Origin of the sequence: Dietzia sp. HMSC21D01 (genome assembly GCF_001815995.1) — a bacterium.
In the GTDB taxonomy this organism is placed as follows: Bacteria; Actinomycetota; Actinomycetes; order Mycobacteriales; family Mycobacteriaceae; genus Dietzia; species Dietzia cinnamea.
This window is the reverse complement of sequence record NZ_KV823945.1, coordinates 26,763-52,672: the sequence shown is the minus strand read 5'-3', so window position 1 is coordinate 52,672 and position 25,910 is coordinate 26,763. Positions and strand designations below refer to the sequence as shown.

The 25,910-nt window shown below is 66.9% G+C and carries 22 protein-coding genes; 14 read left to right on the top strand and 8 right to left on the bottom strand.

What is annotated here, in order from left to right; all coding sequences use genetic code 11:
• Window positions 1–143: 143 nt before the first annotated feature.
• The 7 genes from HMPREF3086_RS10420 (at window position 144) to HMPREF3086_RS10395 (ending at window position 9,404) form a co-directional block, all read left to right on the top strand.
• Entirely contained in the window at window positions 144–1,118 is a 975-nt protein-coding gene (locus HMPREF3086_RS10420) for an IS481 family transposase (RefSeq protein WP_070721715.1), read from the top strand.
• A 22-nt stretch (window positions 1,119–1,140) separates the two neighbouring features.
• Window positions 1,141–2,922 (top strand): type I restriction-modification system subunit M, encoded by a 1,782-nt coding sequence (locus tag HMPREF3086_RS10415; protein WP_070721712.1) that lies wholly within the window; start codon window positions 1,141–1,143, stop codon window positions 2,920–2,922.
• Window positions 2,922–4,139 carry a restriction endonuclease subunit S domain-containing protein gene (locus tag HMPREF3086_RS19625; RefSeq protein ID WP_246830963.1) on the top strand — a complete coding sequence of 406 codons (1,218 nt, stop codon included), beginning with the start codon at window positions 2,922–2,924 and terminating at the stop codon, window positions 4,137–4,139. Before HMPREF3086_RS10415 ends, HMPREF3086_RS19625 begins: the two co-directional genes overlap by 1 nt.
• 10 nt (window positions 4,140–4,149) lie before the next feature.
• Complete coding sequence (locus HMPREF3086_RS10410; protein ID WP_070721710.1) at window positions 4,150–7,302, top strand: type I restriction endonuclease subunit R; 3,153 nt, start codon at window positions 4,150–4,152, stop codon at window positions 7,300–7,302.
• A 209-nt stretch (window positions 7,303–7,511) separates the two neighbouring features.
• On the top strand, window positions 7,512–8,456 hold the full coding sequence (locus tag HMPREF3086_RS10405) for a helix-turn-helix domain-containing protein (protein WP_070721708.1): 945 nt from the start codon (window positions 7,512–7,514) through the stop codon (window positions 8,454–8,456).
• Window positions 8,453–8,989, top strand: a complete 537-nt coding sequence (locus tag HMPREF3086_RS10400) for a dihydrofolate reductase family protein (protein WP_070721706.1) — start codon at window positions 8,453–8,455, stop codon at window positions 8,987–8,989. The genes HMPREF3086_RS10405 and HMPREF3086_RS10400 overlap by 4 nt, the downstream gene beginning before the upstream one ends.
• An 88-nt stretch (window positions 8,990–9,077) precedes the next feature.
• Entirely contained in the window at window positions 9,078–9,404 is a 327-nt protein-coding gene (locus HMPREF3086_RS10395) for a hypothetical protein (RefSeq protein ID WP_204649611.1), read from the top strand.
• 97 nt (window positions 9,405–9,501) lie between these two features.
• Here HMPREF3086_RS10395 and HMPREF3086_RS10390 read toward each other — a convergent pair whose 3' ends face one another.
• Both HMPREF3086_RS10390 and HMPREF3086_RS10385 read right to left on the bottom strand, forming a co-directional pair.
• Window positions 9,502–10,542: a methionine synthase gene (locus HMPREF3086_RS10390; protein WP_070721702.1), complete on the bottom strand. Its 1,041-nt coding sequence runs from the start codon at window positions 10,540–10,542 to the stop codon at window positions 9,502–9,504.
• A gap of 17 nt (window positions 10,543–10,559) precedes the next feature.
• Window positions 10,560–11,552, bottom strand: coding sequence for a putative oxygenase MesX (locus tag HMPREF3086_RS10385; RefSeq protein ID WP_070721743.1), 993 nt, complete (start codon window positions 11,550–11,552; stop codon window positions 10,560–10,562).
• Between the two features lie 125 nt (window positions 11,553–11,677).
• Here HMPREF3086_RS10385 and HMPREF3086_RS10380 point away from each other — a divergent pair, with 125 nt between their 5' ends.
• From HMPREF3086_RS10380 to HMPREF3086_RS10355, 6 genes are all read left to right on the top strand, one after another.
• Window positions 11,678–12,625 (top strand): LysR family transcriptional regulator, encoded by a 948-nt coding sequence (locus tag HMPREF3086_RS10380; RefSeq protein ID WP_061227608.1) that lies wholly within the window; start codon window positions 11,678–11,680, stop codon window positions 12,623–12,625.
• Between the two features lie 158 nt (window positions 12,626–12,783).
• Window positions 12,784–13,308 (top strand): DUF1877 family protein, encoded by a 525-nt coding sequence (locus HMPREF3086_RS10375; RefSeq protein WP_061227609.1) that lies wholly within the window; start codon window positions 12,784–12,786, stop codon window positions 13,306–13,308.
• 248 nt (window positions 13,309–13,556) lie between these two features.
• Window positions 13,557–13,997 carry a YtoQ family protein gene (locus HMPREF3086_RS10370; RefSeq protein WP_070721740.1) on the top strand — a complete coding sequence of 147 codons (441 nt, stop codon included), beginning with the start codon at window positions 13,557–13,559 and terminating at the stop codon, window positions 13,995–13,997.
• 37 nt (window positions 13,998–14,034) lie between these two features.
• Entirely contained in the window at window positions 14,035–14,721 is a 687-nt protein-coding gene (locus HMPREF3086_RS10365; RefSeq protein ID WP_070721700.1) for a mismatch-specific DNA-glycosylase, read from the top strand.
• A 51-nt stretch (window positions 14,722–14,772) separates the two neighbouring features.
• On the top strand, window positions 14,773–15,078 hold the full coding sequence (locus HMPREF3086_RS10360; RefSeq protein ID WP_061227611.1) for a monooxygenase: 306 nt from the start codon (window positions 14,773–14,775) through the stop codon (window positions 15,076–15,078).
• Between the two features lie 10 nt (window positions 15,079–15,088).
• Window positions 15,089–16,153 (top strand): RluA family pseudouridine synthase, encoded by a 1,065-nt coding sequence (locus tag HMPREF3086_RS10355; protein WP_246830962.1) that lies wholly within the window; start codon window positions 15,089–15,091, stop codon window positions 16,151–16,153.
• 68 nt (window positions 16,154–16,221) lie between these two features.
• On the opposite strand, the gene HMPREF3086_RS10350 is transcribed toward HMPREF3086_RS10355, so the two are convergent.
• Window positions 16,222–18,108 (bottom strand): MFS transporter, encoded by a 1,887-nt coding sequence (locus HMPREF3086_RS10350; RefSeq protein WP_070721698.1) that lies wholly within the window; start codon window positions 18,106–18,108, stop codon window positions 16,222–16,224.
• Between the two features lie 331 nt (window positions 18,109–18,439).
• On the opposite strand from HMPREF3086_RS10350, the gene HMPREF3086_RS10345 reads away from it, so the two are divergent.
• A complete protein-coding gene (locus HMPREF3086_RS10345) occupies window positions 18,440–18,811 on the top strand; it encodes a carboxymuconolactone decarboxylase family protein (protein ID WP_061227613.1) in 372 nt (123 codons plus the stop codon).
• A gap of 22 nt (window positions 18,812–18,833) precedes the next feature.
• On the opposite strand, the gene HMPREF3086_RS10340 is transcribed toward HMPREF3086_RS10345, so the two are convergent.
• From HMPREF3086_RS10340 to HMPREF3086_RS10320, 5 genes are all read right to left on the bottom strand, one after another.
• Window positions 18,834–19,316: a hypothetical protein gene (locus tag HMPREF3086_RS10340; RefSeq protein ID WP_070721696.1), complete on the bottom strand. Its 483-nt coding sequence runs from the start codon at window positions 19,314–19,316 to the stop codon at window positions 18,834–18,836.
• 81 nt (window positions 19,317–19,397) lie between these two features.
• On the bottom strand, window positions 19,398–21,632 hold the full coding sequence (locus tag HMPREF3086_RS10335) for an NADP-dependent isocitrate dehydrogenase (protein WP_070721736.1): 2,235 nt from the start codon (window positions 21,630–21,632) through the stop codon (window positions 19,398–19,400).
• Between the two features lie 232 nt (window positions 21,633–21,864).
• Window positions 21,865–23,688, bottom strand: coding sequence for an ABC transporter ATP-binding protein (locus tag HMPREF3086_RS10330; protein ID WP_070721693.1), 1,824 nt, complete (start codon window positions 23,686–23,688; stop codon window positions 21,865–21,867).
• Window positions 23,685–25,277, bottom strand: coding sequence for an ABC transporter transmembrane domain-containing protein (locus HMPREF3086_RS10325; RefSeq protein ID WP_141764059.1), 1,593 nt, complete (start codon window positions 25,275–25,277; stop codon window positions 23,685–23,687). The genes HMPREF3086_RS10330 and HMPREF3086_RS10325 overlap by 4 nt, the downstream gene beginning before the upstream one ends.
• Window positions 25,278–25,363: 86 nt before the next feature.
• Window positions 25,364–25,792 (bottom strand): hypothetical protein, encoded by a 429-nt coding sequence (locus tag HMPREF3086_RS10320; protein ID WP_063972020.1) that lies wholly within the window; start codon window positions 25,790–25,792, stop codon window positions 25,364–25,366.
• Window positions 25,793–25,910: the final 118 nt, after the last annotated feature.

Sequence of the window (25,910 nt, the reverse complement as noted above, 5' to 3'; positions counted from 1 at the left end):
CCTAAACCAACTTCAGAAACGCGACACTAGTTGTACTGACCACGGACGTTGCGTCACCGGTCGGCATGGCGGGCTGACATGAGGAAGACCTCCGTGTGAGGTGTGAAAGCGACCAAGCAAACACATCCACAACGGAGGTCTTCATGTCCCACGCTAACGCCCCGCTGACTCCGACGGGAAGACTGCGTCTGGCTCGGTGCGTCGTCGAGGAGGGCTGGCTGCCGCGGCGAGCGGCGGAGCGGTTTGGTGTCTCGGTCACCACCGCCCGCAAGTGGGCCCGCCGGTACCGGCAGCTGGGCAAGGCCGGGATGATCGACCGCTCCAGTCGCCCGCAGCACAGCCCGACCCGGACGCCGCGTCGAAGGGAACGCCGCGTGCTCGGTCTGCGCGTCTCCCGCCGGTGGGGCCCGGCCCGGATCGCCTACCACCTGGGCATGCAGCCCTCGACTGTGCACAAGATCCTGTCCCGCTACGGCTGCGTCAGGCTGGCGTTCACCGATCCGGCCACCGGCGCCCCGGTGCGTGCGGGCAAGCGGCAGGTGCGCCGATTCGAGCACGCAGCGCCAGGCGATCTGGTGCATGTGGATATCAAGAAGCTCGGCCGCATCCCTGACGGCGGCGGGCACAAGGTCCTCGGCCGCGCCAAAGGGCGTCGAAACCGGCGAGCAGGGACCGGGTACTGGTACATCCACAACGCCGTCGACGACCACTCACGCCTGGCCTACACCGAGTTGCTGGAAGATGAGCGCAAAGAGACCGCCGCTGGTTTCTGGAAGCGGGCCAACGCCTACTTCGCCGACGCCGGGATCACCGTGCGGCGGGTCCTGACCGACAGCGGCTCCTGCTACCGCTCCCACGCGTTCGCCGACGCCCTCGGGCCGGAGATCAGGCACAAACGCACTCGCCCGTACCGGCCGCAGACCAATGGCAAGGTCGAGCGCTACAACCGCACGATGCTCGAGGAATGGGCTTACGCCGCCGCGTACGTCAGCGAGTCCGACCGCGCGGCTCGCCTCCCGGCGTTCCTACACCACTACAATTTCCACCGCGGCCACACCGCACTACGAGGCGCCTCACCCGCAGACCGCGTACACAACCTGCGTGGGCAGTACAGCTAGTGGACTGAAAGAAGAAAAACGGATGAGTCAACTTGGGGCATTTATCTGGGGCACCGCCGATGTGTTGCGAGGTCCGTACAAGGCCAGCCAGTACGGCAACGTCGTCCTGCCCATGACGATCCTGCGCCGTCTCGACTGCGTTCTCGCAGAACACCAAGCAATCATCGGACCGTTGGTGCAGCGCTTCGGGAACAATCCTGAACTGCTGTCCGCGCAGGTCCGGCGCGCTACCGGCCTGCCTTTCTACAACACCAGTCCCTGGACACTGAAGTCCCTGCTCGGGGATTCGAAAGGGCTCGAAGCAAACCTGAAACAGTACGTCAATGGGTTCTCCGACAACATGGACGTCTTCGAGCGTTTCAAGCTTGCCGACGAGATCAGCACGATGGCCGAAAAGAACATTCTGTACATCGTTGTGGAACGCTTCGCCAACATCGACTTGCACCCCAAGACGGTCACCAACGCCGAGATGGGTGACCTCTACGAATACCTCATCCGCACCTTCAACGAATCCTCCAACGAGGCGCCCGGCGAGCACTTCACCCCACGTGATGCCATCCGCCTCCTTGTGGACCTTGTCTTCGAAGGTGACGACGAGGCGCTGAGCACTCCGGGCACTATCCGGTCGATCTATGACCCTACGGTCGGCACAGGTGGGATGCTCTCCATCGCAGAAGAGCACCTGATCGGCGGCTCCGACAAGCCCGGACTGAACCCGCAAGCGCAACTGCGACTCTATGGACAGGAGTGGAACGACCACTCCTACGCCGTGTGCAAGTCCGACCTGCTCATCAAGGGGTACGACTCCAGCAATATCCAGCTCGGCGACACCCTCGCCGACGACAAGTTCGCTGGCCAGACGTTTGACTACTGCATGTCGAACCCACCGTACGGCGACGACTGGAAAGCCAGCCAATCCGCCGTCATGGACGACCTTAAAGAGCTCGGCAACGCATCCCGCTTCTACGCTGGCGGTGACAAGCCTAAGCAGAACGTGCCCGCCGTCAGCGACGGACAGATGCTGTTTCTCCAACACGTAGTGAGCAAGCTGCGCCCCAAGATCAAGGGTGGTGGCCGTGGCGGCATCGTCATGAACGGCTCCCCTCTGTTCAACGGAGGCGCAGAGTCCGGCCCGTCAAACATCCGCAAGTGGCTCCTCGAGCACGACCTCATCGACGCGATCGTGGCGCTGCCGACTGACATGTTCTACAACACCGGTATCGCCACCTACATCTGGATTGTGGATAACAACAAGCCCGAAGAGCGCCAAGGCAAAGTGCAGCTGATCGACGGCACCGAGTTCTATGCCAAAATGCGCAAGAAGCTCGGCGACAAGGGCCGTGAACTCACCGAAGGCAACCGCGCCACGATCGTGCGACTCTACGCCGACTATGCCGAGACCGAGCACTGCAAGATCGTCCCGATCGAAGAGTTCGCCTACTGGAGCATCACCGTGGAACGCCCTCAACGCGGCGACGACGGCGGGGTCATCACGAACGCCCGAGGCAAGAAGCAGCCCGACGCGAGCCTGCGCGACACCGAACGGGTCCCGTTCACCTATAACGGCAATACCCACGCGGATGAGGGTCGCAAGGACACCATCAAGGCCTACTTCGATACCGAGGTCAAACCCTATGTACCCGACGCCTGGGTGGATGAGAAGAAAACCAAGATAGGTTACGAGATCCCCTTCACCCGCTACTTCTACCGCTACCAGCCACCACGCCCGCTTGAGGAGATTGATAAAGAGCTCCACCAGGTCACCCGCGAGATTCTTGAGCTACTGAACGAGGTGACGGAGTGATGTTGAAGTTCCGAGGGGAACCCCTCCCAGCTTGGTTTGGAACTCCATCAGCCGACGCCGACCTAGAGATCCTTCCGGTGGGGTACCTGTTTGAAAAGTTCCGGGAAATCCCAGGTGCAGGAGATGCTGACGCATACCAACGCCTGTCGTTAACCATGAACGGTGTGCTTCCCAGATCGCGAGAGGCGAATGACGGCCTGCAGCCGGAATCATTTGATTCCTACCAGCTGCTGAAGCCGGGTCAACTTGTGTTCAAGCTCATTGACCTCCAGAACGTCTCTACGAGCCGTGTCGGCCTGTCCGACGACGAAGGACTCGTAAGTCCCGCATACATCGTAGTTCAACCTTCCGAGAAGGTTCTTCCACGTTACGCATACTGGTATTTCATGGACCTCTACTTTCGGCGAGTCTTCAATAACCTCGGTGAGGACGGAGTCAGAGCATCCCTCGGATGGGAGGGGCTGAAAGAGCTTCCATTCCCGCTTTTGCCGTTCGAGAAGCAACACCAGATTGTTCGGTTCCTTGATGTGGAGACGGTGAAGATCGACCACCTCATAACCAAACAACGCGAACTCCTGGGCCTGCTCCACCTTCGGAATGAGGCTCGCTGGCATGCTGCCTTCACCGGCTTTACTTCCGTGAAGACGCGCCCGTTGAAGCGGTTGCTTGTGAAATTGGACCGACCAGTGGTTGCGGGGGCTGGCGTCGTTACTGCGTTTCGTGATGGTGAGGTGACGCTGCGCTCGAACCGTCGTGAAGAAGGGTTCACGTTCTCCGAGACTGAGGCCGGGTATCAAGGGATTGCAGCGGGCGACCTCGTGTTCCACGGCCTCGATGGCTTCGCCGGTGCTGTCGGCGTCTCCGATAGCGATGGGCAGTCCACGCCCGTCTATCACGTATGTCGACTCCGTGACGAGGATGATGATCTCCGCTTCATCGCCTACTCACTTCGTTACCTTGGGCATAGCGGATTTTTGTCTACTCAGGCACCCAGCGTCCGTCAACGAGCAGTGGACTTCCGAAATTGGCAGACCTTCGGGCAGGTCCCACTTTCGCTACCAGCCGGGAGAGAACAGCAAGGGATTGTTGCGGAACTTGATGCAAGCGCAGCAGCGCTCGCTGATGCCAAGGTCACCATCGAGCGGGCAATTGGACTTTTACAGGAGCGGCGTTCGGCGTTGATTACAGCTGCGGTGACGGGGCAGATCGAGGCTTAGGGAGAAGATCATGGGTGTTCAGCACGAGAAGAGTTTCGAGACGGAGATCTGCGAGCACCTCGCGGCACACGGTTGGCTGTACGAGGAGGGGTTCGCTGGATACGACCAAGAGCGGGCTCTGATCCCGGAGGATGTGTTTGCTTGGCTGCAGGCGACGCAGCCTGAGCAGTGGGCGCGCGTCGTGCCGGACACCGAATCCCAAGTGGAGACTGAGCTCGCTAAGCGGCTACTGCTCGAGCGACTGGTGAAGGAACTGGATCAGCCCCTCGAACATGGAGGCGGTCTGCTTGCGGTGCTGCGTGGAGGATTTAGGAGGACTCCAGCGAAGTTCTCGATGTGCGCGTTCAAGCCCGCGACCTCAATGAACCCCAGGGCTCAAGAACACTACGAGGCGAACCGACTCCGCGTGGTCCGGCAGGTGCACCACTCTGCGAAGCGCCCACAGGACTCCATCGACTTGGTGTTTTTCGTCAACGGTCTGCCGATTGCAACGGCTGAGTTGAAGACGGACAACACGCAGTCGATTGATGATGCGGTGCGTCAGTACCGCAGGGATCGCCCGCCTAAGGGTGAGCCGCTGTTGAAGTTCGGCGCCCGTGCGCTGGTTCATTTTGCGGTCTCCACGGACGAGATTCATATGACCACGAAACTCGATGGTGCGAACACCGTGTTCCTGCCGTTCAACCTCGGTAACAACGGGGGTGCGGGAAATCCGGTCAATCCTGAGGGTGCTGCGACGTCGTATCTGTGGGAGCGGGTGCTGCAGCGTGACAACTGGCTGCAAATCCTGGAACGTTTCGTCAACCTGCAGATCACCGAGAAGGTCGATCCGATTACCGGCGCTCGCTCGCGTAGCCAGCAGATGATCTTCCCGCGCTTCCACCAGTGGGAGGCGGTCACCAGCCTGCTGGACATCACGCAGGCTGAGGGTCCCGGTAAGAAGTATCTGATCCAACACTCGGCAGGCTCAGGGAAGACGAACTCGATTGCGTGGCTCGCGCACGGTCTCGCGAATCTGCACAACAGCGATAACTCGAAGACGTTCGATTCGGTCATCGTTGTCACCGACCGGACCGTGCTTGACGATCAGTTGCAGAAAGCCATCAAGTCGATTGAGGACATCAAGGGCGTTGTGGGAACGGTCAACGCTGACGAGGTCCGTAAGGCATCGGCTTCCTCGAAATCGGCGCTTCTTGCTCAGGAGCTCAGTAGCGGCAAGCTCATCATCATCGTTACGTTGCAGACGTTCCCGTTCGTTTTGGAGGCCCTCGCAGAGCAGGGTGGGCTCGCGGATCGGAAGTTCGCGGTGATCGCGGACGAGGCCCACTCGTCACAGACGGGTACGAGCGCCCAGAAACTGCGCCAAGTCCTCTCGCAGGCCGAGGTCGAGGCGCTCGAGGATGGCGGCGAGGTGAGCGTCGAGGACGTGCTCGCTGCCGAGATGGCTGCCCGCGCTACGGCACAGAACATCTCGTTCTATGCGTTTACCGCGACTCCGAAGGGCAAGACGCTGGAGATGTTCGGACGCCCCGGTGCGGACGGGAAACCGGCACCGTTCCACGTGTACACGATGCAGCAGGCGATCGAGGAGGGCTTCATCCTAGACGTGCTGCGTAATTACACCACCTACAAGACCGCCTTCCAGCTCGCTCGCAAGACCGGCGACGCTGCGGACGGGGATGACCTGGTGGATGAGGGCGCCGCGAAGAAGGGTCTGATGCGGTGGGTGAGCCTGCACCCGACGAATATCGCCCAGAAGGTGCAGATCATCGTCGAGCACTTCCGCGAGAATGTCGCGCACCTGCTCTACGGTCACGCGAAGGCCATGGTGGTGACCTCGAGCCGTGCTGCCGCGCTAAAGTACAAAATGGCGATCGACGCCTACATCGACAAGCACGACTACGAGCTCGGCACTCTGGTGGCGTTCTCCGGCAGCCTGACCTCGGAGCAGATCGAGGACACCATGCCGGGCGTGCAGGAGCCCTACACCGAAGCGAACACGAACCCCGACCTGCGCGGGCGTGGCATCCCGCAGGCATTCGCCGGGGACCAGTTCCGGGTGTTGATCGTGGCGAACAAGTACCAGACCGGGTTCGACCAGCCGCTGCTATGCGCGATGTACGTGGACAAGCGCCTCGATGGAATCGAAGCCGTCCAAACCCTCTCACGCCTGAACCGCACCCTGCCCGCCCGAGGTAAGGACACCACGTTCATTCTCGACTTCGTCAACGACGCCGACACGATCCTCGAAGCGTTCCTGCCGTACTACCGGACTGCTGAGATCGTAGAGACTACCGACCCTGATCTCGTACATGACCTCGCACGAAAGATCGAGACCGTCGGGATTTACACCAGCGACGACGTGGACGAATTCGCGCGAGCGTTCATCATCGACAAGGATCACGGGAAGCACACCGCACCGCTGAAGCGGGCAGCCGACAGGTTCAACGACCGCTACGTCGCAGCAGTGATCGACAAAGCCAAGGCTGAAGTCGACGAGCTCGACTTGTTTCGCAAAGACGTCGGCTCGTTCGTGCGGCTCTACGACTTCCTGTCGCAGATCGTTGATTACCAGGACACCGACCTGGAGAAGCTCGCGCTGTTCCTCCGCCTCCTGCGGCCCCGCCTCACGGGTCGCAAGACCCCAGAGGAGCTGGACTTCAACAACATCGAGCTAACCCACATCAAACAGACCCGAAAGAGTGAAGGAGCTATTCCGCTCGTCGGCGATGGAGAGAAGCTCAATCCGATGGGCGTTGGCGGCGGACGTTCACGCGACCCGCACATGGTGGCGTGGCAAGAGATCCTCGGCAACATCAACTCACTGTTCGAGGATGAGGACTTCGACCCCGGCACAGTGGAGTCGTGGGTGCAGGGCGTAGTCACGATCCTCGTACAGAACGAAGCGATTAAGGATCAGGTCAACGCCAACTCTAAGGAGCAGTTCCGCGAGTCCCAGACGATGGAAACGGCTGTCACCAACGCGGTGCTCGATCACCAGGACACCCAGAACACCATCTTGGAGAAGTTCTTTGAGAGCCCTCACCGCAGAGGACAGGTTGTTAAGGAGATCTCAGACCTTGTCTACTGGGAACTCCGGCATCAGACGGAAAAGAGGCTGCGACGCGACGACAGCGCAGAGCCAGCTGCCGCTAATTCGTGATCTCTACTACGCAGCGGAGTGGCGCGATGCTTCGAGCAGATGTAAGAGCGAGACATCGTGGAGTTCCGCTTCAACGTCTAGGCCGGCGCTACGGCGCATACGCGTGGGCGTCCGGTACGGCCCACGGACAAATTCCGGCCGACCGAGCGTCAGAGCATCGAGCAAGAACGGTCAAGCCGAAGGCGCCCCGCTCCGCTGATAATCAGGGCATGACCGCACGACGCCTGGGGCGAGATCGCATCCGCGAGCTGCTCGACGCCGTTCTCGCCGAGCGCGAAGGCGGCGCAGTCCTGAACACGCTCGCGGCGGACGCCCACTCGTCGTCGTTCCACTTCAGTCGTCAGGTGAGCCGGGCGGCAGGTGAAGCGCCGGCGGCGATGCGGCGGCGTGTCCTCCTCGAGCGCGCGGCCTGGGAGATCCAGGCGGGACGCAGTGTCACTGACGCGGCGTTCGCGGCGGGGTACGACTCGGTCGAGGGATTCTCGCGCGCGTTCTCCCGTGCGTACGGGTGTCCTCCCAGCGCGATGCCGCCGCGGCACGACCGGGGTCACTGGCTGCCGGCGCCGAACGGTATCCACTTCCATTCCCCGACGGTGCTCTACGTCGACGCGGGGCAGGAGATCTCGGCCGGCGACGTCGTCGCCTTGATGATCCGGCACGACCTCGACGACACCGCCGCGGTGCTCGCCGCCGCCGAGGGGGTTGACGACGACGAGTTCCGGCGCGAGAGGTTGCCGGGACACAGGGTGCTCGAGTGGGCGGGTGACGAGACGACGCTCGCGAACGTCCTGCACCACCTGGCCTTGGACAAGCTGCCCTGGCTCGCGTGCATCGAGGGGGAGGACGAGCCGGACCTCGGCGTGGAGGACGACGTCGCGAGTCTCCGCAGGCGGCACTCCGAGATCGCCGCGCGGTGGCTGGCCATGACACGCGATGTGGAACGCCGTGGCGCGTGGGGCGACTGGGTGGTCGACGCGCTCTGTGACCCACCCGAGTCGTTCCTGCTGTCGCAGATCGTCGCCCACACCCTCACGTTCTCGGCCCACCGCCGCCAGCTCGCGCGCTGGATGCTCGCGCAGGCCGGCGTCGACATCAGGCACCTCGATCCCGACCCGATCATGTGGCACCGCCGCGCCTCAGGAGGACTGTCATGACCCGCTACCGCTATTACACCGCCACGACCCTCGACGGATTCCTCGCGGACGACGACCACTCGCTGGCCTGGCTGTTCAAGCAGGACATCGACGAGAACGGGCCGGGCAGCACCGACGCGTTCCTCACGGAGGTGGGGGCGCAGGTCATGGGGGCGTCCACGTACGCGTGGGTGCTCGAACACGACCGTGACTGGTTGCCCGAGATCCCCACCTTCGTGTTCACCCACCGGGAGCTGGAGGCGGTGAATGACCACGTCTCCTTTGTCGCGGGCGCCCCGTCTGATCACCGCGAGTCGCTGGAGTGCGCGGCCGGTGGTCGCGATGTGTGGGTGATGGGTGGCGGCGGGCTGGCAGCCGAGTTCGCCGGGGCGGGGATGCTCGACGAGGTGGTGGTCTCGATCGCGCCCGTGACCCTCGGTTCGGGCAAGCCACTCTTCGGCGGCGCGTTCGACCTCGAGCTGAAGGGGTGCGATCGCAACCGCGACTTCGTGGTTGCCCGGTACGACGTCCGGGGATCTCTGTCAGACTCGTGAAGGTCGGCCCGTACCGCAGGCGGCAGCGCACGTGGTCGAGCGTCGCCAGGGAGGGCGGAGCCGGTCGCGCAGACGGAGAGGGGAGCCAGTGACTGTTCTACGCGAGGTGACCGGTGTGATCGCTGCGGGCCTTGGCGGCGCTCTGCTCGCCGACGCCGTGCCGCACACGGTCAAGGGAATGACCGGCGAGCGGTTCCCGACGCTCTTCGCCACGCCCCCGGGAGTCGGGTTGTCCCCGCCACTGCACAACGTGGCCTGGGGCGTGCTCAATCTCGCGGCGGGTGGCGCGCTGGCACGCCGCGTGGGATCTCCGAAGGACAGGGCCGCTGCAGCCACCGGCGGCGTCGCCATGGCATTCGTCCTCGCGCACTACTTCGGCGGCCTCGACCTCTCCGGAGATCGGGCGGGGCGCTGACCGGAGTGCCGCGGCGGTCGTTGGTGGCCCGGGGTCGTGGCGGTCGGGGGCATCGCATGCAGGGCGGGGCCGGCGCTCGCAGACCCGGCCCGATCCGTCAGGCGTGAGAGGTGACGAGCTCCTCGCGGACGAGGCGTGTTCCAGCGCTGAGTGCGCTGAGCTTCGCGAGCGCGACGTCCCGCGACAAGGGCGCCATGCCGCAATTGGTGCTCGGCAGGAGCTTGTCCGCGTCCACGAACTCAAGCGCGCTGCGGAGCGTGTCCGCGACCTCCTCGGGAGTCTCGACCTTCTCGCTCGCCACGTCGATCGCCCCGAGCATGACCTTCTTCCCGCGCAGTAGCCCGACCAGGTCGATCGGGACGCGGGAGTTGTGGGACTCCAGCGAGATGATGTCGATACCGGACTGCTGCAGGAGGGGGAACGACTCCTCGTAGTGCCGCCACTCCGAGCCGAGCGACGCCTTCCAGTCGGTGTTGGCCTTGATCCCGTAGCCGTAGCAGATGTGGACGACGGTCTCGGCGCGCAGTCCTTCGGCCGCGCGTTCCAGGGCCGCCACGCCCCAGTCCTTGAGCTCGTCGAAGTAGACGTTGAAGGCCGGCTCGTCGAACTGGATGATGTCGACCCCCGCGGCCTCAAGGTCCCGCGCCTCCTGGTTGAGGATTGCCGCGAACTCCCACGCCAGCGCCTCGCGGCTGGAGTAGTGGCGGTCATACAGCGTGTCGATCATCGTCATGGGCCCGGGGAGAGCCCACTTGATCGGTTTGTCGGTCTGCTGCCGCAGGAACGTCGCGTCGTCCACGAAGACCGGCTTCTCGCGGCTCACGGCGCCCACCACGGTGGGCACGCTCGCGTCGTAGCGGTTCCGGATGCGTACCGTCTCGCGCTTCTCGAAGTCGACTCCGTCGAGATGTTCGATGAAGGTCGTCACGAAGTGTTGCCGGGTCTGCTCGCCGTCGCTGACGATGTCGATGCCGCGATCGCTCTGCTCCTTCACGGCGATACGCAGCGCGTCCTGCTTACCTTCGATCAGCTCGGGGCCCTCCAACCTCCAGGGCGACCAGAGGGTCTCCGGCTGTGCGAGCCACGACGGCTTGGGCAGACTGCCGACGGTGGTGGTGGGCAGGATCGGGGACTTCATCGACTCTCCTCTGGTGCTCATCCGACGACCACCGGGTGGCGGGCGGCCCACTGTTCGAGCTGTGCTCGGTGCGGCTTCATGAGGGCTTCCTCCGTGAACCTGCCCTGCGCCTTGCCGAGCCGGTTGCGCTCCTCGCGGTCGTACACGATCGGGGTGGGTGAGAAGTCGCCGTGGTCCAGAGTCGGGCGGTAGACGTCCGCGGCGGGGGACTGAGCGTTGTAGATCTCCGGACGGTAGATCTTCTGGAAGGTCTCCATCACGCTGATGGTGCCGATGAGCTGCAGGTCCGTGTAGTCGTGGAGCAGGTCACCGCGGAAGTAGAACGCGAGCGGCGCGACGCCGCCCGGTGGCATGAAGTACCGGACCTCCAGCCCCATCCGGGCGAAGTACTCGTCGGTCAGCGAGAAGTCGTCCTGCTGGTACTCGGTACCGAGGACGCGGTGGTGGTGTCCGGTCCGGCGGTAGGTCCGGCTCGTCGACACGCTGATGCAGATGACCGGCTCCGCGGAGAAGCGCTCTCGGTACGCCTCCGAGGCGACGAAGCGCTGAAAGAGTCTGCCGTGCAGGTCGCCGAAGTCGTCGGGCACGGTGAACTCAGCGGTGTTCTCGTTGGCCGCCGGCAGGAGAACGCTGAAGTCGTAGTCCCGGACGTAGGACGAGAAGTTGTTCCCCACGATGCCCGGGTGACGCTCACCGGTGTCCCGGTCGAGGATCTGGACGTCCAGGACCTCGATCAGCGGGAACCGCTGGCTCTCGCCTGCCGAGGTGAACTGCAGATCCGCGGACACGATCTCCAGCTCGACGGTGTAGCGGTCCCGGCTCGGGTCGTGCCGGCCGGCGAGTCCGTTGAACCGGTCGTCGATCATGGCGAGGGCGCGGCGGAGGTTCTGCCGGCGGTGCTCGCCCCGTGCCAGGTTGGCGAAGTTCGTGGTGGTGCGGGAATTCTCCGACGGTGAGTAGTCCTCGTCGAAGCGGGTGGTGGTGATGCTGAACGCGAAGTCGTCCGACATGTACATCCAATGCGGGTCTCGATCGGCCGGGCTCGGCCTTGCGGAAAATCTGTGCCCTCATCCTGCAGCCCCAGTTCAGGCATCGGGTAACTACCGTTTGCTATGCGTCTCTATAGTCTGTGCCTATGGGCAGGGCATCCAGGGGCATCACGCTGCAACAGTTGGAGTACTTCATCGAGGTCGCGGCGGAGGGGTCGATCACGGGCGCGGCGGAGCTCCTCTACGTCGCCCAGCCGACCATGTCCGCCGCGATGAAGGACCTCGAGTCCCGGGTCGGGCGCACGCTGCTCTCGCGGTCCGCCCGGGGTGTGACGCTGACCGAGGAGGGTGCGGAGTTCCTCGGCTACGCCAGACAGGTCGTCGAGCAGATGTCCCTGCTCGAGCAGCGGTATCTCGGCCAGCCGCCGTCCCGCCGACTGCTGGGCGTCTCGGCGCAGCACTATTCCTTCGTGGTCGAGGCGTTCATCCGTATGGTGCGGTCCGCCGACGTGGAGCAGTACGAGTTCTCTCTTCGCGAGACGCGAACATGGGACATCATCGAGGACGTCCGGACGCTCCGGAGCGAGGTGGGCATCCTGTACCGAAACGACTTCAACCGCAAGGTCATCGACAAACTCCTTCGCGATTCCGGCCTCGTGTTCCACCCGCTCTTCGCGGCGGTCCCGCACATCTTCATCTCGAGGAAGAACCCGTTGGCCGCCCGCGAGCGGGTCACGCTCGGTGACCTGACCGACCTGCCCCGGCTCACGTTCGACCAAGGGGCGAACAACTCGTTCTACTTCGCCGAAGAGATCCTCTCCACCCTGTCGAGCAAGCGGGAGATCCGGGTCGCCGACCGCGCGACCATCTTCAATCTGATGATCGGACTCGACGGGTACACCATCTCGACCGGCATCATCAGTGACGACCTCGACCCGGAGATCGTGGCGATCCCGCTCGACGTGGACGAGAGCATCGAGATCGGCTGGATCAGCCACTCCGGCATTCCGCTCACCGAGCAGGCGCTGCGCTACCTGGCCGAGGTACGGGCCGTCGTCGCGGACTACGGAATCGACCTACTCGACTCGCCGTGACGCGGGTCGGAGTCTCGGTTTACTGTTCAGCGCTCGTCGCCTACACCACCGCGTGACCGGCCCGCTGGTTCTCCACAGGCGAGCCGAAGCCGGATCCTTCATCCACAGGTGGCCGCGCACGAGCTTCTCAGCACGTCGCTCTCCGCGATGCTGGGCTTATGGGAATCCGTTACTACGCATATGCCTTCGACGCCGACGCCACCCAGGCCGTGCTCGCCGACCCGCGCGCCTACATCAGCGCCGACCCCTTGGCGGATGCCTGGGGTTTTCCGCCCGGGTCCACGGTCGCCGCGACCGACTTTCGACAGGGCCCTCGGGAGGAGGACATGCTCTACCTGGACAAGGCGTGGAGAAATCTGCAGTTGATGACGTCACCGTCTGATCCGACTGACGAACCCCGCCCGGCGTATCGCATGTTCGAGGGCGACGTGACGCCGCTCGCGAACTGGGAAGGGTGGCTGCCGTGGGTTCGGGCGATCCCGCCAGAGGACGTCGCCCCGATCGCCGATGATCTGGACACACTCACCCGTGCGGACTTCGTTCCCTGTCTGCCCCCTCGTGACGGAGATGAGCCGGGCAACGAGTCGGAAGCGGAGTACGTGGACCACTACGTGAACCGGACGAGACGATTCCTCCGCGGACTCGAAGAGTCCGGCCGGGGCTTCGCGTACCTGATCGGGTAGCGGGGAGCACGGCTTCCCCGGGCCGACCGTCGTGCCCGGGGGAGCCGTGCCAGTCTGCGCCGCCACAGCAACTGCGCGGATACGCTGCCCGCCTGATCACAGTCCTCCCCACCTCGAGCTCACCGCATCGCACTGGGGGCCTGACCGGCACGGCCGCCACGGGTGACGTTCTGGCGAGGAGATGAGTCGATTCTCAGGCTCGCGGGGGTGAAGTTGCCGCGGTCGCCGCACTCATGGATGGTGTGGTCATGAGCTTCACCGTGTACCTGTCCGGCGAGATCCACACTGACTGGCGCGACCAGATCCGGAGCGGCGCGACGGCCGCGGGCCTCGATGTCACGTTCACCGAGCCGGTCACCGACCACCCGGCGAGCGATGCCGCGGGCGACCACCTCGGCGGGACCGAGAACCCCTTCTGGCGAGACCACCAGTCGGCGAAGGTCAACGCGATTCGTACGCGTACGTTGATCGAGCAGAGCGACCTGGTGGTGGTGCGGTTCGGGGAGAAGTACAAGCAGTGGAACGCCGCATTCGACGCCGGCTACTGCGCGGCCCTGGGCAAGACCTACGTGACGCTCCACGATGCGGAGATCATCCACCCGCTCAAGGAGGTCGACGCGGAGGCCCAGGCCTGGTGCACGACCACCGACCAGGTGGTGGAGATCCTCCGCTACGTGCTCGAGGCGTGAGTCCGGCGGCACCCACGACGGGTGAGGTGGCGTCGCCGTGGGCGTGAGGGCGCGACCCCGGCGGCCCTCCCCGCTGCGGGGTCGGCGACCGACGAAGCAGGATCTCGCCGCCTTCGCCGATCTGCAGGAGGACGGCGTCGACGACGTCCTGCCGGTCGACCCCGGCGCGCTACGGCTGCTCATCGTGGGCATCAACCCCGGCCTCTGGACCGCGGCCGTCAACGCGCCCTTCGCACGGCCCGGCAACCGCTTCTGGCCGTCTCTCCATCGCGCCGGGCTCACCGACGACTTCGTCGACGCCTCGGCCGGACTCTCCGACGCGGACGAGGGAAAACTCCTCGCGGCCGGCATCGGGATCACCAACCTCGTCGGGCGCGCGACCGCGCGCGCCGACGAGCTCTCCCGCGAGGAGCTGCGGGAAGGTGGAGCGCGTCTCGCGGAGCGCGCGAAGATGCTGCGCCCGGGGGTCGTGGCCATCGTGGGGATCACCGCGTTCCGGACCGCGTTCACCCGCCCCGGCGCGACCGCGGGGAGGCAGGACAGCACGGCACTGCCCGGGTGGCCGGAGGACGTCGAGCTGTGGGTCGTGCCGCAGCCCAGCGGGCTGAACGCCCACGAGACCATTGATTCGCTCGCCGAGCACTGGCGACGGGTGTGGGCTGCGGCGCAGGCACGCGCTCCGCACCCCGGGCAGGCAGAGGACGTCGGTTCACCGGGAAGCTGATCCATCCACCAGCGGTATCCTGGTGTTTCGAGACGGACCGGGAGGGCGACGATGGCTGTAGTGGTACAGGTGAACTTCTCGATGCGCGGCCCCTGGGGCGCGGAGATGGCGGAGGCGTTCCGAGGGCTGGCGGAGTCGATCAACGCCGAGCCGGGTTTCCTCTGGAAGGTGTGGATCGAGGACGAATCGGCCGGCCGGTCCGGAGGGATCTATCTCTTCGACACCCGCGCGAACGCCGAGGCCTACGTCGCGATGCACACCGAGCGTCTCGCAGGCTTCGGGATCACGGACGTCAGTGCCATCTTCTCGGACGTCAACGAGGACCTGAGCACGCTCAACCGCGCCAGGCTGCCCTGAGCCCGCCGAAATGACGTCACAGCGCGCGGCAGGCGGCTGGCCCCCGCCCGCCCGCCGTCTGACCGCGCCGACCCCCGTCCCGGCCACGACCACGGTCTCGCGACCGGCCGCCACCATTGTCGTCGATGAAGGGCACGCCGACCGTCGGCTGGACAAGTTCCTGCGATCCCAGCTCAGGGGTGTGCCGGCGGGGCTGCTGTTCAAGCTTCTGCGCCAGGGCAGGCTGCGGGTGAACGGTCGCCGAGCCGAGCAGAACTACCGGCTCGCCGAGGGCGATGTGATCGACCTCCCCGCGCTGCAAGCCGGGGCCCCCGCCACGACGGTGACGCGGCCACCTACCGCCCTACTCGACCGGATGGCCAAGGCCGTCCTCTACGAGGACTCGAACCTACTGGTGGTGGACAAGCCCGCCGGGGTGGCCGTGCACCGAGGCTCGGATGTGCCCGCCGGCGTCATCGAGACGCTGAGATTCCTCCGCCCCGACCTGCCCGATCTCGAGTTGGGCCACCGGCTCGACCGCGACACCTCCGGGGTCCTGGTCCTTACCAAGACCCCGCCGATGCTGCGTCATCTCCACGAGATGCTGCGCGATCGGGAGAAGGAGATCGAACGGCACTACCTGGCGATCGTCGCGGGGCAGTGGCCTGCGAACCTCAGGGTGCTGGAGGCGCCGCTCCGGAGGCGAGACGCCGATGTGGTGGTGGACCCGCGGGGCCAGCGCGCGGAGACCCACGTCAGGGTCCGAAGGCGCGTGGGGGACTGGGCCACCCTGGTGGACGTGCGGCTTTTCACCGGCCGCAAGCATCAGATCCGCGTCCATCTGCAGCACGCCGGACATCCGATCGCCGGCGACGACCGGTACGGCGACCCCCGGTTCGACAGTGTGGTCGCGTCGCGTGGCGGTTCCGGGCTCCACCTACACGCCGCGAGGATGGTCATCCCGCTGCCCGACGGCCGCGACGTTGTGGTGTCGGCGCCGATGCCGGAACGGTGGCGGCGGGTGCTGGGCACCCCGGCGACGGGCGGTGCCGGGCGGGGGTCTCGTCGCAGCAGGCCGGTACGCAGCGGACGCTGACAGAGACCACCGCGCCCCCGTCGGAACATTTCGGCGGGGGCGCGGTCGGCTGAGGCGGGCGTGTCGGCTCAGTGAGCGGGAACGGCTGCCGACTCCGTCGACCCGGCGCGTGAGTCCAGGTAGCTGGTGATGGCCAGTCGGTTGATCGCCGATCTGCTGACGATGCCCACCATCGCGCCTGCGTCACTGACGACCGGCACCTTCTTGAGGTGTGCGTCCGAGAGCGCGGCGACGGCGTCGGCGATCGAGGCTCCGGCGTCGATCGTCACGACCTCCCGGGTGGCCAACCGCATGACGTTGAGATCCGCGAGGTCCGCCATCGCGTCGACGAGGTCGTCGTCGGCCCCGATCGCGTAGGAGTAGATCGAGGTCGACGACGGGTGCGCGGCCGACAGGTAGCGCATGACGTCGCCGTCGGAGAGGAATCCGACCAGCGCGCCGTCAGCGTCGAGGACCGGGGCGCCGGAGATGCCGCGGACACCGAACGTGGTGAGGGCGTCGAGGACCGTGTCCGTGGAGGACAGTGCGTACACGTCGGTCTTCATGATCGACTCGACGGAGTCGACGGGGCGCGACCCGGTCTCGGACGCCGACGGGCGGGCGGTGCGCGCCGCCCGGTTCGCGGCGAACGCCAGCGCGATCCCGAGGAGGGAGACGATGACGACGACACCGACGGCGCTGCGGAAGCCCGTGAGCAGGGACTCGAACTCGTCGCCCCCGGAGTCGAGGTTGGCGCCGGAGACGGCGCCGTAGATGCCGGCGGCCAGCGACGTGCCCACGCAGCCCGCGATCTGGAAGCTGGTCGAGACCACGGTCACGCCGTGCGGCGCGGAGTCGCGGTCCAGGCTGGACAGCGCGAAGGTCTGCGACGGCCCGATCACCAGGGCGGTGGCCAGGACGGCCGGGATGTAGAGCAGGCCGAAGAGCAGGATCGACGAGTACCCGGCGGCGATGCCGACGCCGGTGACGAAGACCGCCATCACGAGGAAGCCGAGCGGGATCGACCAGCGGCCGCCGTGCCGGTCGAACAGGCGGCCGGCCACCGGCCCGGCGACCACGGTGAGCAGGATGCCCGGCGCGAGGGTGAGCGAGGCACCCAGCGGCGAGATGCCCTGAGCCGCCTGCAGGAACAGCGGGATCACGACGTTCATCGCGAAGACGAACACCAGGCCCAGCATGGTCATCGACACGCCGAGGACGAACGCGCGGTTGGAGAACGGTCGCATGTCGATGAGCGGGTGCGCGATCCGACGCTGACGGACGACGAACACCCACAGAGCGGCGAGGCCGATGACCGCCGAGAGCGCGGCGTAGACCGGAGCACCGCCGAACGCGGCCGAGATGCCATAAAGGATGCCGACCAGGCCGACGGCGACGAGCAGGAACGACGGGATGTCCAGTACGGGGCGGCCCAGGTCAGCCACGGTGCGCAGCGCGATCGCGCCCGCGATCAGGACGAGCAGGGTCAAGGCGCCGAAGACCCACAGCAGGGTGGTCCACGGGGCGAACGTCAGCAGCACACCGGAGAGCACGATCGCCAGGGAAGGCCCCAGGGTGGTCATCGCGGCCATGATGCCCATGTTCAGCCCGAGCTTCTCGCGGGGCGAGACGGCCAGCGTGATGTTCATGCCGATCGGGGTGAGCAGACCCGTCCCGATGGCCTGGAGCAGGCGGGCGATCAGCAGTACCTCGAAGGACGGGGCGAGGGCACCCACAATCGAGCCGATGACCATGACCGCGACGACCGAGACGAACAACTGCCGGGTCGGGAAGCGGTGGTACAGCACGTTCGAGACAGGGACGAACACGGCGGCGACCAGCAGATACCCGGTGGTGAGCCACTGCACGGTGTTCACGTCGACGCCGAAGTCGTTCATGATCGGCGTGAAGGCGACGTTGAGGAAGGTCTCGTTGAAGGTGGCGAGGAACGCCGCGGCGGCGGCGACCGCGATCATCCAACCGGCACGGCCGGGGACAGGCGCAGGGGCAGTATGGGATGAGGACAAGGAGTCTCCTGACGTCCGGCGGGTGGGGTTGATCGACCGTGCCGTGTCAGAAGGTCCCTGCGTGGACCCTCGCGTGTCGTGTCATCGATGCTTCAGTACGGCTGTGAAGCCGACGAACGAAGCTATCACGATTCCGCGTCGTCGCGTAAGCGCGTCCGGGTGATGGACCGGTTCATGGGGGGCCATGCGGGTCCGCCACCCCGTACCTGGCCGGGACGGGCCTACGGGCTGCCCTGTTAGCCTGACCAGGACATTCGCCGATCCGTCGAGGAGTATCACCGTGGAACTGAGCATGGACAAGGGCAACCGGTTCGTCGAGGAGACGCAGTCCCCGGAGTCGGCGGCGGCATGGAAGCAGCAGCTGGACGAGTTCGCGCCCGGGGCATCCGACTGGGTGGTCGGCGCGGTGTTCGGTGGAACCTACCAGCGGGACGGCCTAGAGCTCCGCGATCGCCAGATGCTCAACATGGCCGCCCTGGCCGCGATGGGCGGGACAGAGCCGCAACTCACCGGCCACATCAAGACGGCCATCGATGTGGCCGGGATGAGCCGGGAGCAGGTGGCGGAGTGCTTCGTGCACCTGATGCCCTACATCGGCGTGCCCAAGACGCTGGCCGCGATGCGCTGCATGAAGGCCGCGCTCGACAGCTGAACATCTTCTCTGGACGTCACTCCTACGTGGCGCCCGCCCACCCCGGCGGCGGGTCGATCTCCTCCGTGCCGCAGCGCCAGCCGGAGTGGAAGTCCTCGAAGGCAGACGGGGGAGCGCCGATCCTCTCGGCACGGTGCCTCATCGCGGCGAACCAGCGGCAGTAGTCGGCATCGTTGAAGTACCGCACCTGGCTCGGGGAGCCGAGGCCGCGCAGGATCTCGTCCGCCACGTCCCGCGCGCTCGTGCGGATCGAGACGGTGAGGTCCCCGACGTGGGGGAAGGCGCCCTCGGTGGCCCGGAACACCGCGTCGTCGTCCCTGGGTGGGAGATCCACCCCGTTCGGGAGGTTGTCGGCGGTGGTGACCTCTAGTCGCCAGTAGCCGACGGGACCGAAGTACGGCAGGGCGCGGATGCCGGCGAACCCCCGGTCATGGAGATCCTCCACCGCGGCGAGCAGGAGTGGCCACACGTGTCGTGGGGCCGGGTAGTCGGTCGCGTCGGTCACGTCGGTCTCTCGATTCTCCCGGGAAATGGCGCACCGCACCCCGGGGCGGGCCCGGGGTGCGGTGCGGCTGCGGCGTGGAAGTCAGCCGGAGATGCTCGCGAGGGCGGCGTTGAACGTCTCGCTCGGACGCATCGCCTCCTTCAGCTTGTCGATCGCGGGCTGGTAGTAACCGCCCAGGTCGACCGGCTTGCCCTGCACCTCGAGGAGCTCGCCGAGGATGGTGTCCTTCTCAGCGTCGAGCTTGCCCGCCAGCGGCGCGAAGTGGGCCGCCAGGTCCGGGTCGTCGGACTGCGCGGCCAGCTCCTGGGCCCAGTACAGCGAGAGCCAGAACTGGCTGCCCCGGTTGTCGAGCTCACCGGTCTCCCGCGACGGGGACTTCCGGTTCTCCAGCAGTTTGCCGGTAGCGGTGTCCAGCGTCCGGGCCAGGATCGCGGCCTTGGGGTTGTCGTACTTGCGTCCGACGTCCTCGAGGCTGGCGCCGAGCGCGAGGAACTCGCCGAGCGAGTCCCAGCGCAGGTGGTTCTCCTCGACGAGCTGCTGCACGTGCTTGGGCGCGGAGCCGCCCGCGCCGGTCTCGTACAGGCCGCCGCCGGCCATCAGCGGCACGATCGACAGCATCTTGGCGCTGGTTCCCAGCTCGAGGATGGGGAACAGGTCGGTGAGGTAGTCACGCAGGATGTTGCCGGTGACCGAGATGGTGTCCAGGCCACGCCAGGCGCGCTCGAGGGTGTACCGCATGGCGCGCACCTGGGACATGATCTGGATGTCCAGGCCCTCGGTGTCGTGCTCGGCGAGGTACTTCTTCACCAGGGTGATGAGGTTGTTCTCGTGCGGCCGGTACGGATCGAGCCAGAAGACGGCCGGCATGCCCGAGGCGCGGGCGCGGTCCACGGCGAGCCGGACCCAGTCGCGGATCGGCGCGTCCTTGACGGTGCACATGCGCCAGATGTCGCCCGCCTCCACGTTCTGGGAGAGCAGGACCTCGCCGGTGGCGGCGTCGACGATGTTGGCCACACCGCCGTGCTGGACCTCGAAGGTCTTGTCGTGGCTGCCGTACTCCTCGGCCTTCTGCGCCATCAGACCGACGTTGGGCACGGTGCCCATGGTCCGCGGGTCGAACGCCCCGTTGGTCTTGCAGAAGTTGATGATCTCCTGGTAGATCCGCGCGAACGTGGACTCCGGGATGACGGCCTTGGTGTCCTTCTTACGGCCGTCGGCACCGTACATCTTGCCGCCGATACGGATCATCGCGGGCATGGAGGCGTCGACGATGACGTCGGAGGGGGAGTGGAAGTTGGTGATGCCGCGGGCCGAGTCGACCATCGCCAGCTCCGGGCGCGACTCGTGGCAGCGGTGGATGTCCTCGATGACCTCCTCCTTCTTGGAGGTCGGCAGGGACTCGAGCTTGTCGTAGAGATCGCCCATCCCGTTGTTCACGTTGACGCCCAGCTCGTCGAAGAGCTCGCCGTGCTTGGCGAACGCGTCCTTGTAGAACACGCGGACGGCGTGACCGAACACGATCGGGTGGCTGACCTTCATCATGGTGGCCTTGACGTGGAGCGAGAACATGACGCCCGTCTCCTTGGCGTCGTCGAGCTGCTCCTCGTAGAAGTCCAGGAGCGCCTTCTTGCTCATGAACATCGAGTCGACGACCTCGCCGGCCTCGAGCGGCACGGTCTTGAGGACATGGGTCTCGCCGTCCGGGGTCACGATCTCCATGCGGGCGTCGCAGGCGCGGTCCAGGATGATGGACTTCTCGCCGGCGTAGAAGTCGCCGTGCGTCATGTGCGCGACGTGGGTCTGCGACGCCATCGACCACTTGCCCATGGAGTGCGGGTTCGCCCGCGCGTACTCCTTGACCGCCTTCGGCGCGCGCCGGTCGGAGTTGCCCTGGCGCAGCACGGGGTTCACCGCGCTGCCGAGGCAGGAGCCGTATCGCTCGGCGATCTCCTTCTCCTCGGGCGTCTTGGGGTCGTACGGGTAATCGGGGAGGTCGTACCCCTTCTCCCGGAGCTCGGCGATCGCAGCGGTGAGCTGCGGCACCGAGGCGCTGATGTTGGGCAGCTTGATGATGTTGGTGTCGGGCTCCTGGGTCAGCCGACCCAGCTCGGCCAGATTGTCGGGGACGCGCTGCTCCTCGGTGAGCCGCTCGGGGAACGCGGCGAGGATGCGGGCGGCCACCGAGATGTCACTGGTCTCGACGCCGATACCGGCGGGCTCTGCGAAGGTGCGGAGGACCGGGAGGAACGCCTCGGTCGCGAGCCGCGGGGCCTCATCGGTGAGGGTGTAGATGATCTTCTGGGGACCTTGGGTCATGGATGTCGACTCTTCTCGTTTCGGGCTGATCGTGTTCTTGTGGAACTGCGCCATCTGGCCGCCCACCATCATCCCCCAGGTCGGACCGACGGTGCCGGAGCCCCCGGCGGGACGATGGGCGCCCCGTTCCGCGCGTGCGGCCCGGGAACCGAGGCGGCCTCCCCTGCAGTGTGGTCCAACTCTCGCGCGCTCGCCGGATTTCCTGACGTCGCCCACCCCGGTCGGGCCCGTTCTAGGCCGGGTCCGGGGCGCTGTCCACGGCGGTCGCCCGCCGGCCGGCGGACCAGGCGTTCCACAGTCGGTGGTAGATCCCGCCGTGGGCGACGAGCTCGTCGTGGGTGCCGCGCTCGACGATCCGCCCGGAGTCCATCACGAGGATGGTGTCCGCCCGAGAAGCCTGATCGAGCCGGTGAGCGATCACCAGGGCGGACCTGTCGCGGGTGACCTCGTCGGCCGCACGCTCCAGCGCCTCCGCGCCCGCCGAGCCGGCCTCGGCCGTGGCCTCGTCCATGACGATGACGGCCGGGTCGAGCAGGAGGACGCGGGCCAGGGCCAGCTGCTGCGCGGCGACCGGATCCAGTTGGAGCCCGCGCGCCCCGACGACCGTGTCGAGACCCTCCGGCAGGCGCTCGAACCACGCGGTGGCGTTGACCCGGCGCAGCGCGTCGAGCAGCTCGTCGTCAGTGGCCTCCGGTCTGGCCAGGGTGAGGTCCTGGCGCAGGGTCCCCGAGAACACATGGACCTCCTGGCTGACGGTGGCCAGACGGGCGATGCGCTCGCGGTCGGACAGCGACGACACCGGGTGGCCGTCGACGAGCACCTCGCCGGCATCCGGGACCAGGAGGCCCGCCAGCAGCGCGGCGACCGTCGTCTTGCCGGCGCCCGATGCGCCGACGATCGCGACGGTGCGCCCCGGTTCGATGGAGAAGCTGATGTCGCGCACGGCCCACGATCCGCCGTAGCTGAAGCTCACGCCGCGCAGTTCGACCCGGCCCTGCGGCGCGTCGACGCCGCTGTCGGGCACCGGCACGGGCGGGTCCACCACGACGCCGACGATCCGGGACAGCGACGCGTAGCCCGACTGGACCACGTCGAGGATTCGCATGAAGGTCATGAGCGGGCCCCGCAGCCGGATGATCATGAGGACCGCCCCGGTCACCGCGCCCACCGTGAGGGCGCCGGTGGCGACCAGGTGGTAGCCCACCGTCAGGGCGATCGCGAGCATGAGGAACTCGCCCACCAGCATCCAGACGTTGAGCACGAGCATCGTCGTGCGGGCCCGGATGCCCTCGCGCACCACGTCCCAGGAGGCGTTGCCGATCCGGGTGTGCATCCGGCCCTCGAGCGAGAACGCACGTACCGTCGCCCGGCCGCGGATGGCCTCGAGGACACGTCGCGCCCGCTCGGCCATCGCCGCGCGCTCCGCGGCGTAGCGGCGCGGCGCCTTGGCGAGGTACCGGCGCGCGGCGACGTAGTAGAGGGGCGCGACGACGAGGGGGACGACGAGGAACTGCCAGTCCAGGGCGAACAGCGCGATCACGGTCGCCACGACCGTCAGGGCCGAGGTGGACAGCGTCGGGACGGTCTCGGTGACCGCCGAGGACAGCTCCGCCACGTCATCGGTGGACCGGCTGACGAGGTCGCCCGAGCCCGCGTCCTCGACCCGGTGGGTCGGCAGTCCGAGCGCGGTGCCGACCATGTCCTGGCGCAGGTTGGCGATCACCCGCTCGGACAACCGGGCCACCAGGTAGAAGCCGGAAGCGCTGAGTGCCGCGCCGCCGACGGCCGCGGTCAGCAACAGCGCGCCGATCTGCCACAGCGACCCCGGCGTCTCGCCGGAGACCAGGTCCACGATCCGGCCCATGAGCTGGGGGATGAGCACCCCTGCGGCCGCCCCAAGGCTCAGAAGGAGTAACGCCACCGCCAGCCACCGCCGGGCGTGGCGGACCCGGGCGAGCTGCCGGGCCACCTCGCGACGGACCTGGCCTGCAGAGGCGACCGGGAACCGGAGGGCGGTGTCGGTCTTTACGGGCGGCGTCGAGCTCGTCGTCGTCATCCCTCGGCCCCCACGAGCAGTCCCTCGGCGGTCTCGCGCAGCCGCTGCGCGCTCAGGCGGGCGTCCGCGACGGCGTTCCACGCCGGCGCCTGACTGACGACGATCGTGGTCTTCCCGGCCCGTTCGCGGGCGATGTTGTCCGCGAGGTTCTGTTCGGTCACCGAGTCGACCGCGGTGGTGGGGTCCTGCAACACGAGTACCTCCGGGTCGAACGCGATGGCGCGCGCGAGGGCGACGCGCTGCCGCTGACCTCCGGAGAGCATCCGCCCGCTCTCGCCGACGCGCTTGTCCGGGCCGTCGGGGATGTCGTCGCAGCAGGCGACCCGCAGGGCGTGTTCGGCCGCCGCGCGATCGGGGTGGACGTTGTCCGCCACGCTGCCGTCGAACAGGTCGGCGGCGTGGGGCACGACCGCCACCCGCGTACGGGGCAGTGACTCGAGGAGCCGGATCAGCTCGGGGTCGGCGCCGTCGACGACCGTCAGGCCCGACGGCAGGGCGCGGACGAACCGCTCCGTGGTGGCGGCGTCGGTCTCGGAGATGCGCTCGAAGTCCGCGCCGAGCACCTCGCGTATGCGCCGGCCGGACGCCTCCGCCGACGCCCAGCGGGAGGCGATGTTGCGGCCGAACATGGTCATGGGCACCACGAGGAACTGGGTGAGGCCGACCACCGTGATCAGCTCACCGATGGTGACGTGTCCGGCGAGCGCCAACGCACCCGCCGCGAGGCCGAGCGTGGACACGAAGACGGCCCCCGTCGCCTCGGTGGCGCCGTTGAGCCGTGCCTCGGCGGCGTCGGCGTGAACGGTCTTGCGGTAGGCGTCGTCCGACACCTCGTCGTAGCGGCTCCGGACGGTGACGATGGCGCCCAGGCCCTTGAGGATCCGCAGCCCCTGCACCACGTCGGTGGCGGTGGCGGCGGCCTGGGCGATGGCCTGCTGACGCGCCACCGACCGGCGCTGCAGCGGCCGCGCCACCCGGAGCGCCACGATGACCAACACCGGGCCGCCGACCAGGGTGGCCAGGCTCAACCACGGGTTGATCGTGAACATCATCGCCGCGCCGTATGTGATGGCCGCCGCCTCGGCGACGGGCATCACGGTCATCATGACGATGTCCCCGACGCGCGTGGTGTCCGACGAGGCGATGGACAGCAGGCCGCCCGCGGTGCGTTCCCGGCCCGCGAACCCGCGCGGGTCCTGGATGCGGTCGGTGACCGCGGTGCGAAGGTCGTGGCTGACGAGCTGCTGACTGCGGACCAACATGAAGCGGGCGGTCCAGTTGGCGACCATCGCCACCAGGAACACGCAGGCGAGCGCGCCGATCCAGAGCCAGAGCCGGTTCAGGCGGCCGGTGGCGATCGCGTCGTCGACCGCACGGCCCACGACGACGGGGGTGAGCCCGTTGCAGAGGAATCCCACGGCCATGCCGCCGGAGGCGATGAAGCTCCAGGGACGCTGGGACAGCGCCACCTTGAGGGTCCACCGCGGTGAGTCGACGGCGGGCAGCTTGGATCGGCGGCCCCCCGGCCCGGGAAGCGCCGAGTAGTCGACGATGCTGCCCGTTCCCGGGGTCTGTGAGTTGTCGGGCACGAGGGTCGATGTTACCGGCGGGACGCCGGGGTCCTGTCATCCGCGAGCAGTGGTCAGGGCCGCTCACGCGGAGGTGCCCCGCCTGCTCACGCGCGGCTCCCGTTGCGCGCGGCGCGGCCGCCGACGATCTCCACGGTGTCCACGTCCGCCACCCCCAGTGCCAGGAGCGCCTGTCCCGTGGCGTCTAGCTCGTCCTCGATCGTCCGCAGCCAGCCGCGCACCACCTTGTCGGGTAGGCGGCGCCTCGCGGACAGTCCGACGACGAACCCCGGCGACGCAATGGCGGGAAGGACGGCCATCGCGTCGCGGCGCTCGTGCGATGTGCACAGCCAGTCCACGTCGCTGATGAGGATGGGGGCGGGGAGGCCGACGTCGTGTTCGTCGCACGGGAGGATGAGCATCGTGTTCCGGCCGCGGTCGTGGTGACCGATGACGAGGTCGATCACGCCGGCGGCGAGCGGGGCGTCGTCGAGCGGGAGTGTGTTCCAGTTGTCGGGGAGGTCCTCGAATCTCATGCCCCGAGTCTCGGCGGGCCCGAGGTCCGGCGACAGCCCCGCGACGCGATCTGTGGAGCCGCCGAAACGCCTTGTGGACAGCGGGATCCGCGGGAACCCGGAGGCGGCCGGAGGCGTC

Bases quoted from the DNA above. Each gene is read 5' to 3' on its own strand.
- HMPREF3086_RS10420 (WP_070721715.1), top strand. From the start codon at position 144: ATGTCCCACGCTAACGCCCCGCTGACTCCGACGGGAAGACTGCGTCTG.
- HMPREF3086_RS10415 (WP_070721712.1), top strand. From the start codon at position 1,141: ATGAGTCAACTTGGGGCATTTATCTGGGGCACCGCCGATGTGTTGCGA.
- HMPREF3086_RS19625 (WP_246830963.1), top strand. From the start codon at position 2,922: ATGTTGAAGTTCCGAGGGGAACCCCTCCCAGCTTGGTTTGGAACTCCA.
- HMPREF3086_RS10410 (WP_070721710.1), top strand. From the start codon at position 4,150: ATGGGTGTTCAGCACGAGAAGAGTTTCGAGACGGAGATCTGCGAGCAC.
- HMPREF3086_RS10405 (WP_070721708.1), top strand. From the start codon at position 7,512: ATGACCGCACGACGCCTGGGGCGAGATCGCATCCGCGAGCTGCTCGAC.
- HMPREF3086_RS10400 (WP_070721706.1), top strand. From the start codon at position 8,453: ATGACCCGCTACCGCTATTACACCGCCACGACCCTCGACGGATTCCTC.
- HMPREF3086_RS10390 (WP_070721702.1), bottom strand. From the start codon at position 10,542: ATGAAGTCCCCGATCCTGCCCACCACCACCGTCGGCAGTCTGCCCAAG.
- HMPREF3086_RS10385 (WP_070721743.1), bottom strand. From the start codon at position 11,552: ATGTCGGACGACTTCGCGTTCAGCATCACCACCACCCGCTTCGACGAG.
- HMPREF3086_RS10380 (WP_061227608.1), top strand. From the start codon at position 11,678: ATGGGCAGGGCATCCAGGGGCATCACGCTGCAACAGTTGGAGTACTTC.
- HMPREF3086_RS10375 (WP_061227609.1), top strand. From the start codon at position 12,784: ATGGGAATCCGTTACTACGCATATGCCTTCGACGCCGACGCCACCCAG.
- HMPREF3086_RS10370 (WP_070721740.1), top strand. From the start codon at position 13,557: ATGAGCTTCACCGTGTACCTGTCCGGCGAGATCCACACTGACTGGCGC.
- HMPREF3086_RS10360 (WP_061227611.1), top strand. From the start codon at position 14,773: ATGGCTGTAGTGGTACAGGTGAACTTCTCGATGCGCGGCCCCTGGGGC.
- HMPREF3086_RS10355 (WP_246830962.1), top strand. From the start codon at position 15,089: ATGACGTCACAGCGCGCGGCAGGCGGCTGGCCCCCGCCCGCCCGCCGT.
- HMPREF3086_RS10350 (WP_070721698.1), bottom strand. From the start codon at position 18,108: ATGATCGCGGTCGCCGCCGCCGCGGCGTTCCTCGCCACCTTCAACGAG.
- HMPREF3086_RS10335 (WP_070721736.1), bottom strand. From the start codon at position 21,632: ATGACCCAAGGTCCCCAGAAGATCATCTACACCCTCACCGATGAGGCC.
- HMPREF3086_RS10330 (WP_070721693.1), bottom strand. From the start codon at position 23,688: ATGACGACGACGAGCTCGACGCCGCCCGTAAAGACCGACACCGCCCTC.
- HMPREF3086_RS10320 (WP_063972020.1), bottom strand. From the start codon at position 25,792: ATGAGATTCGAGGACCTCCCCGACAACTGGAACACACTCCCGCTCGAC.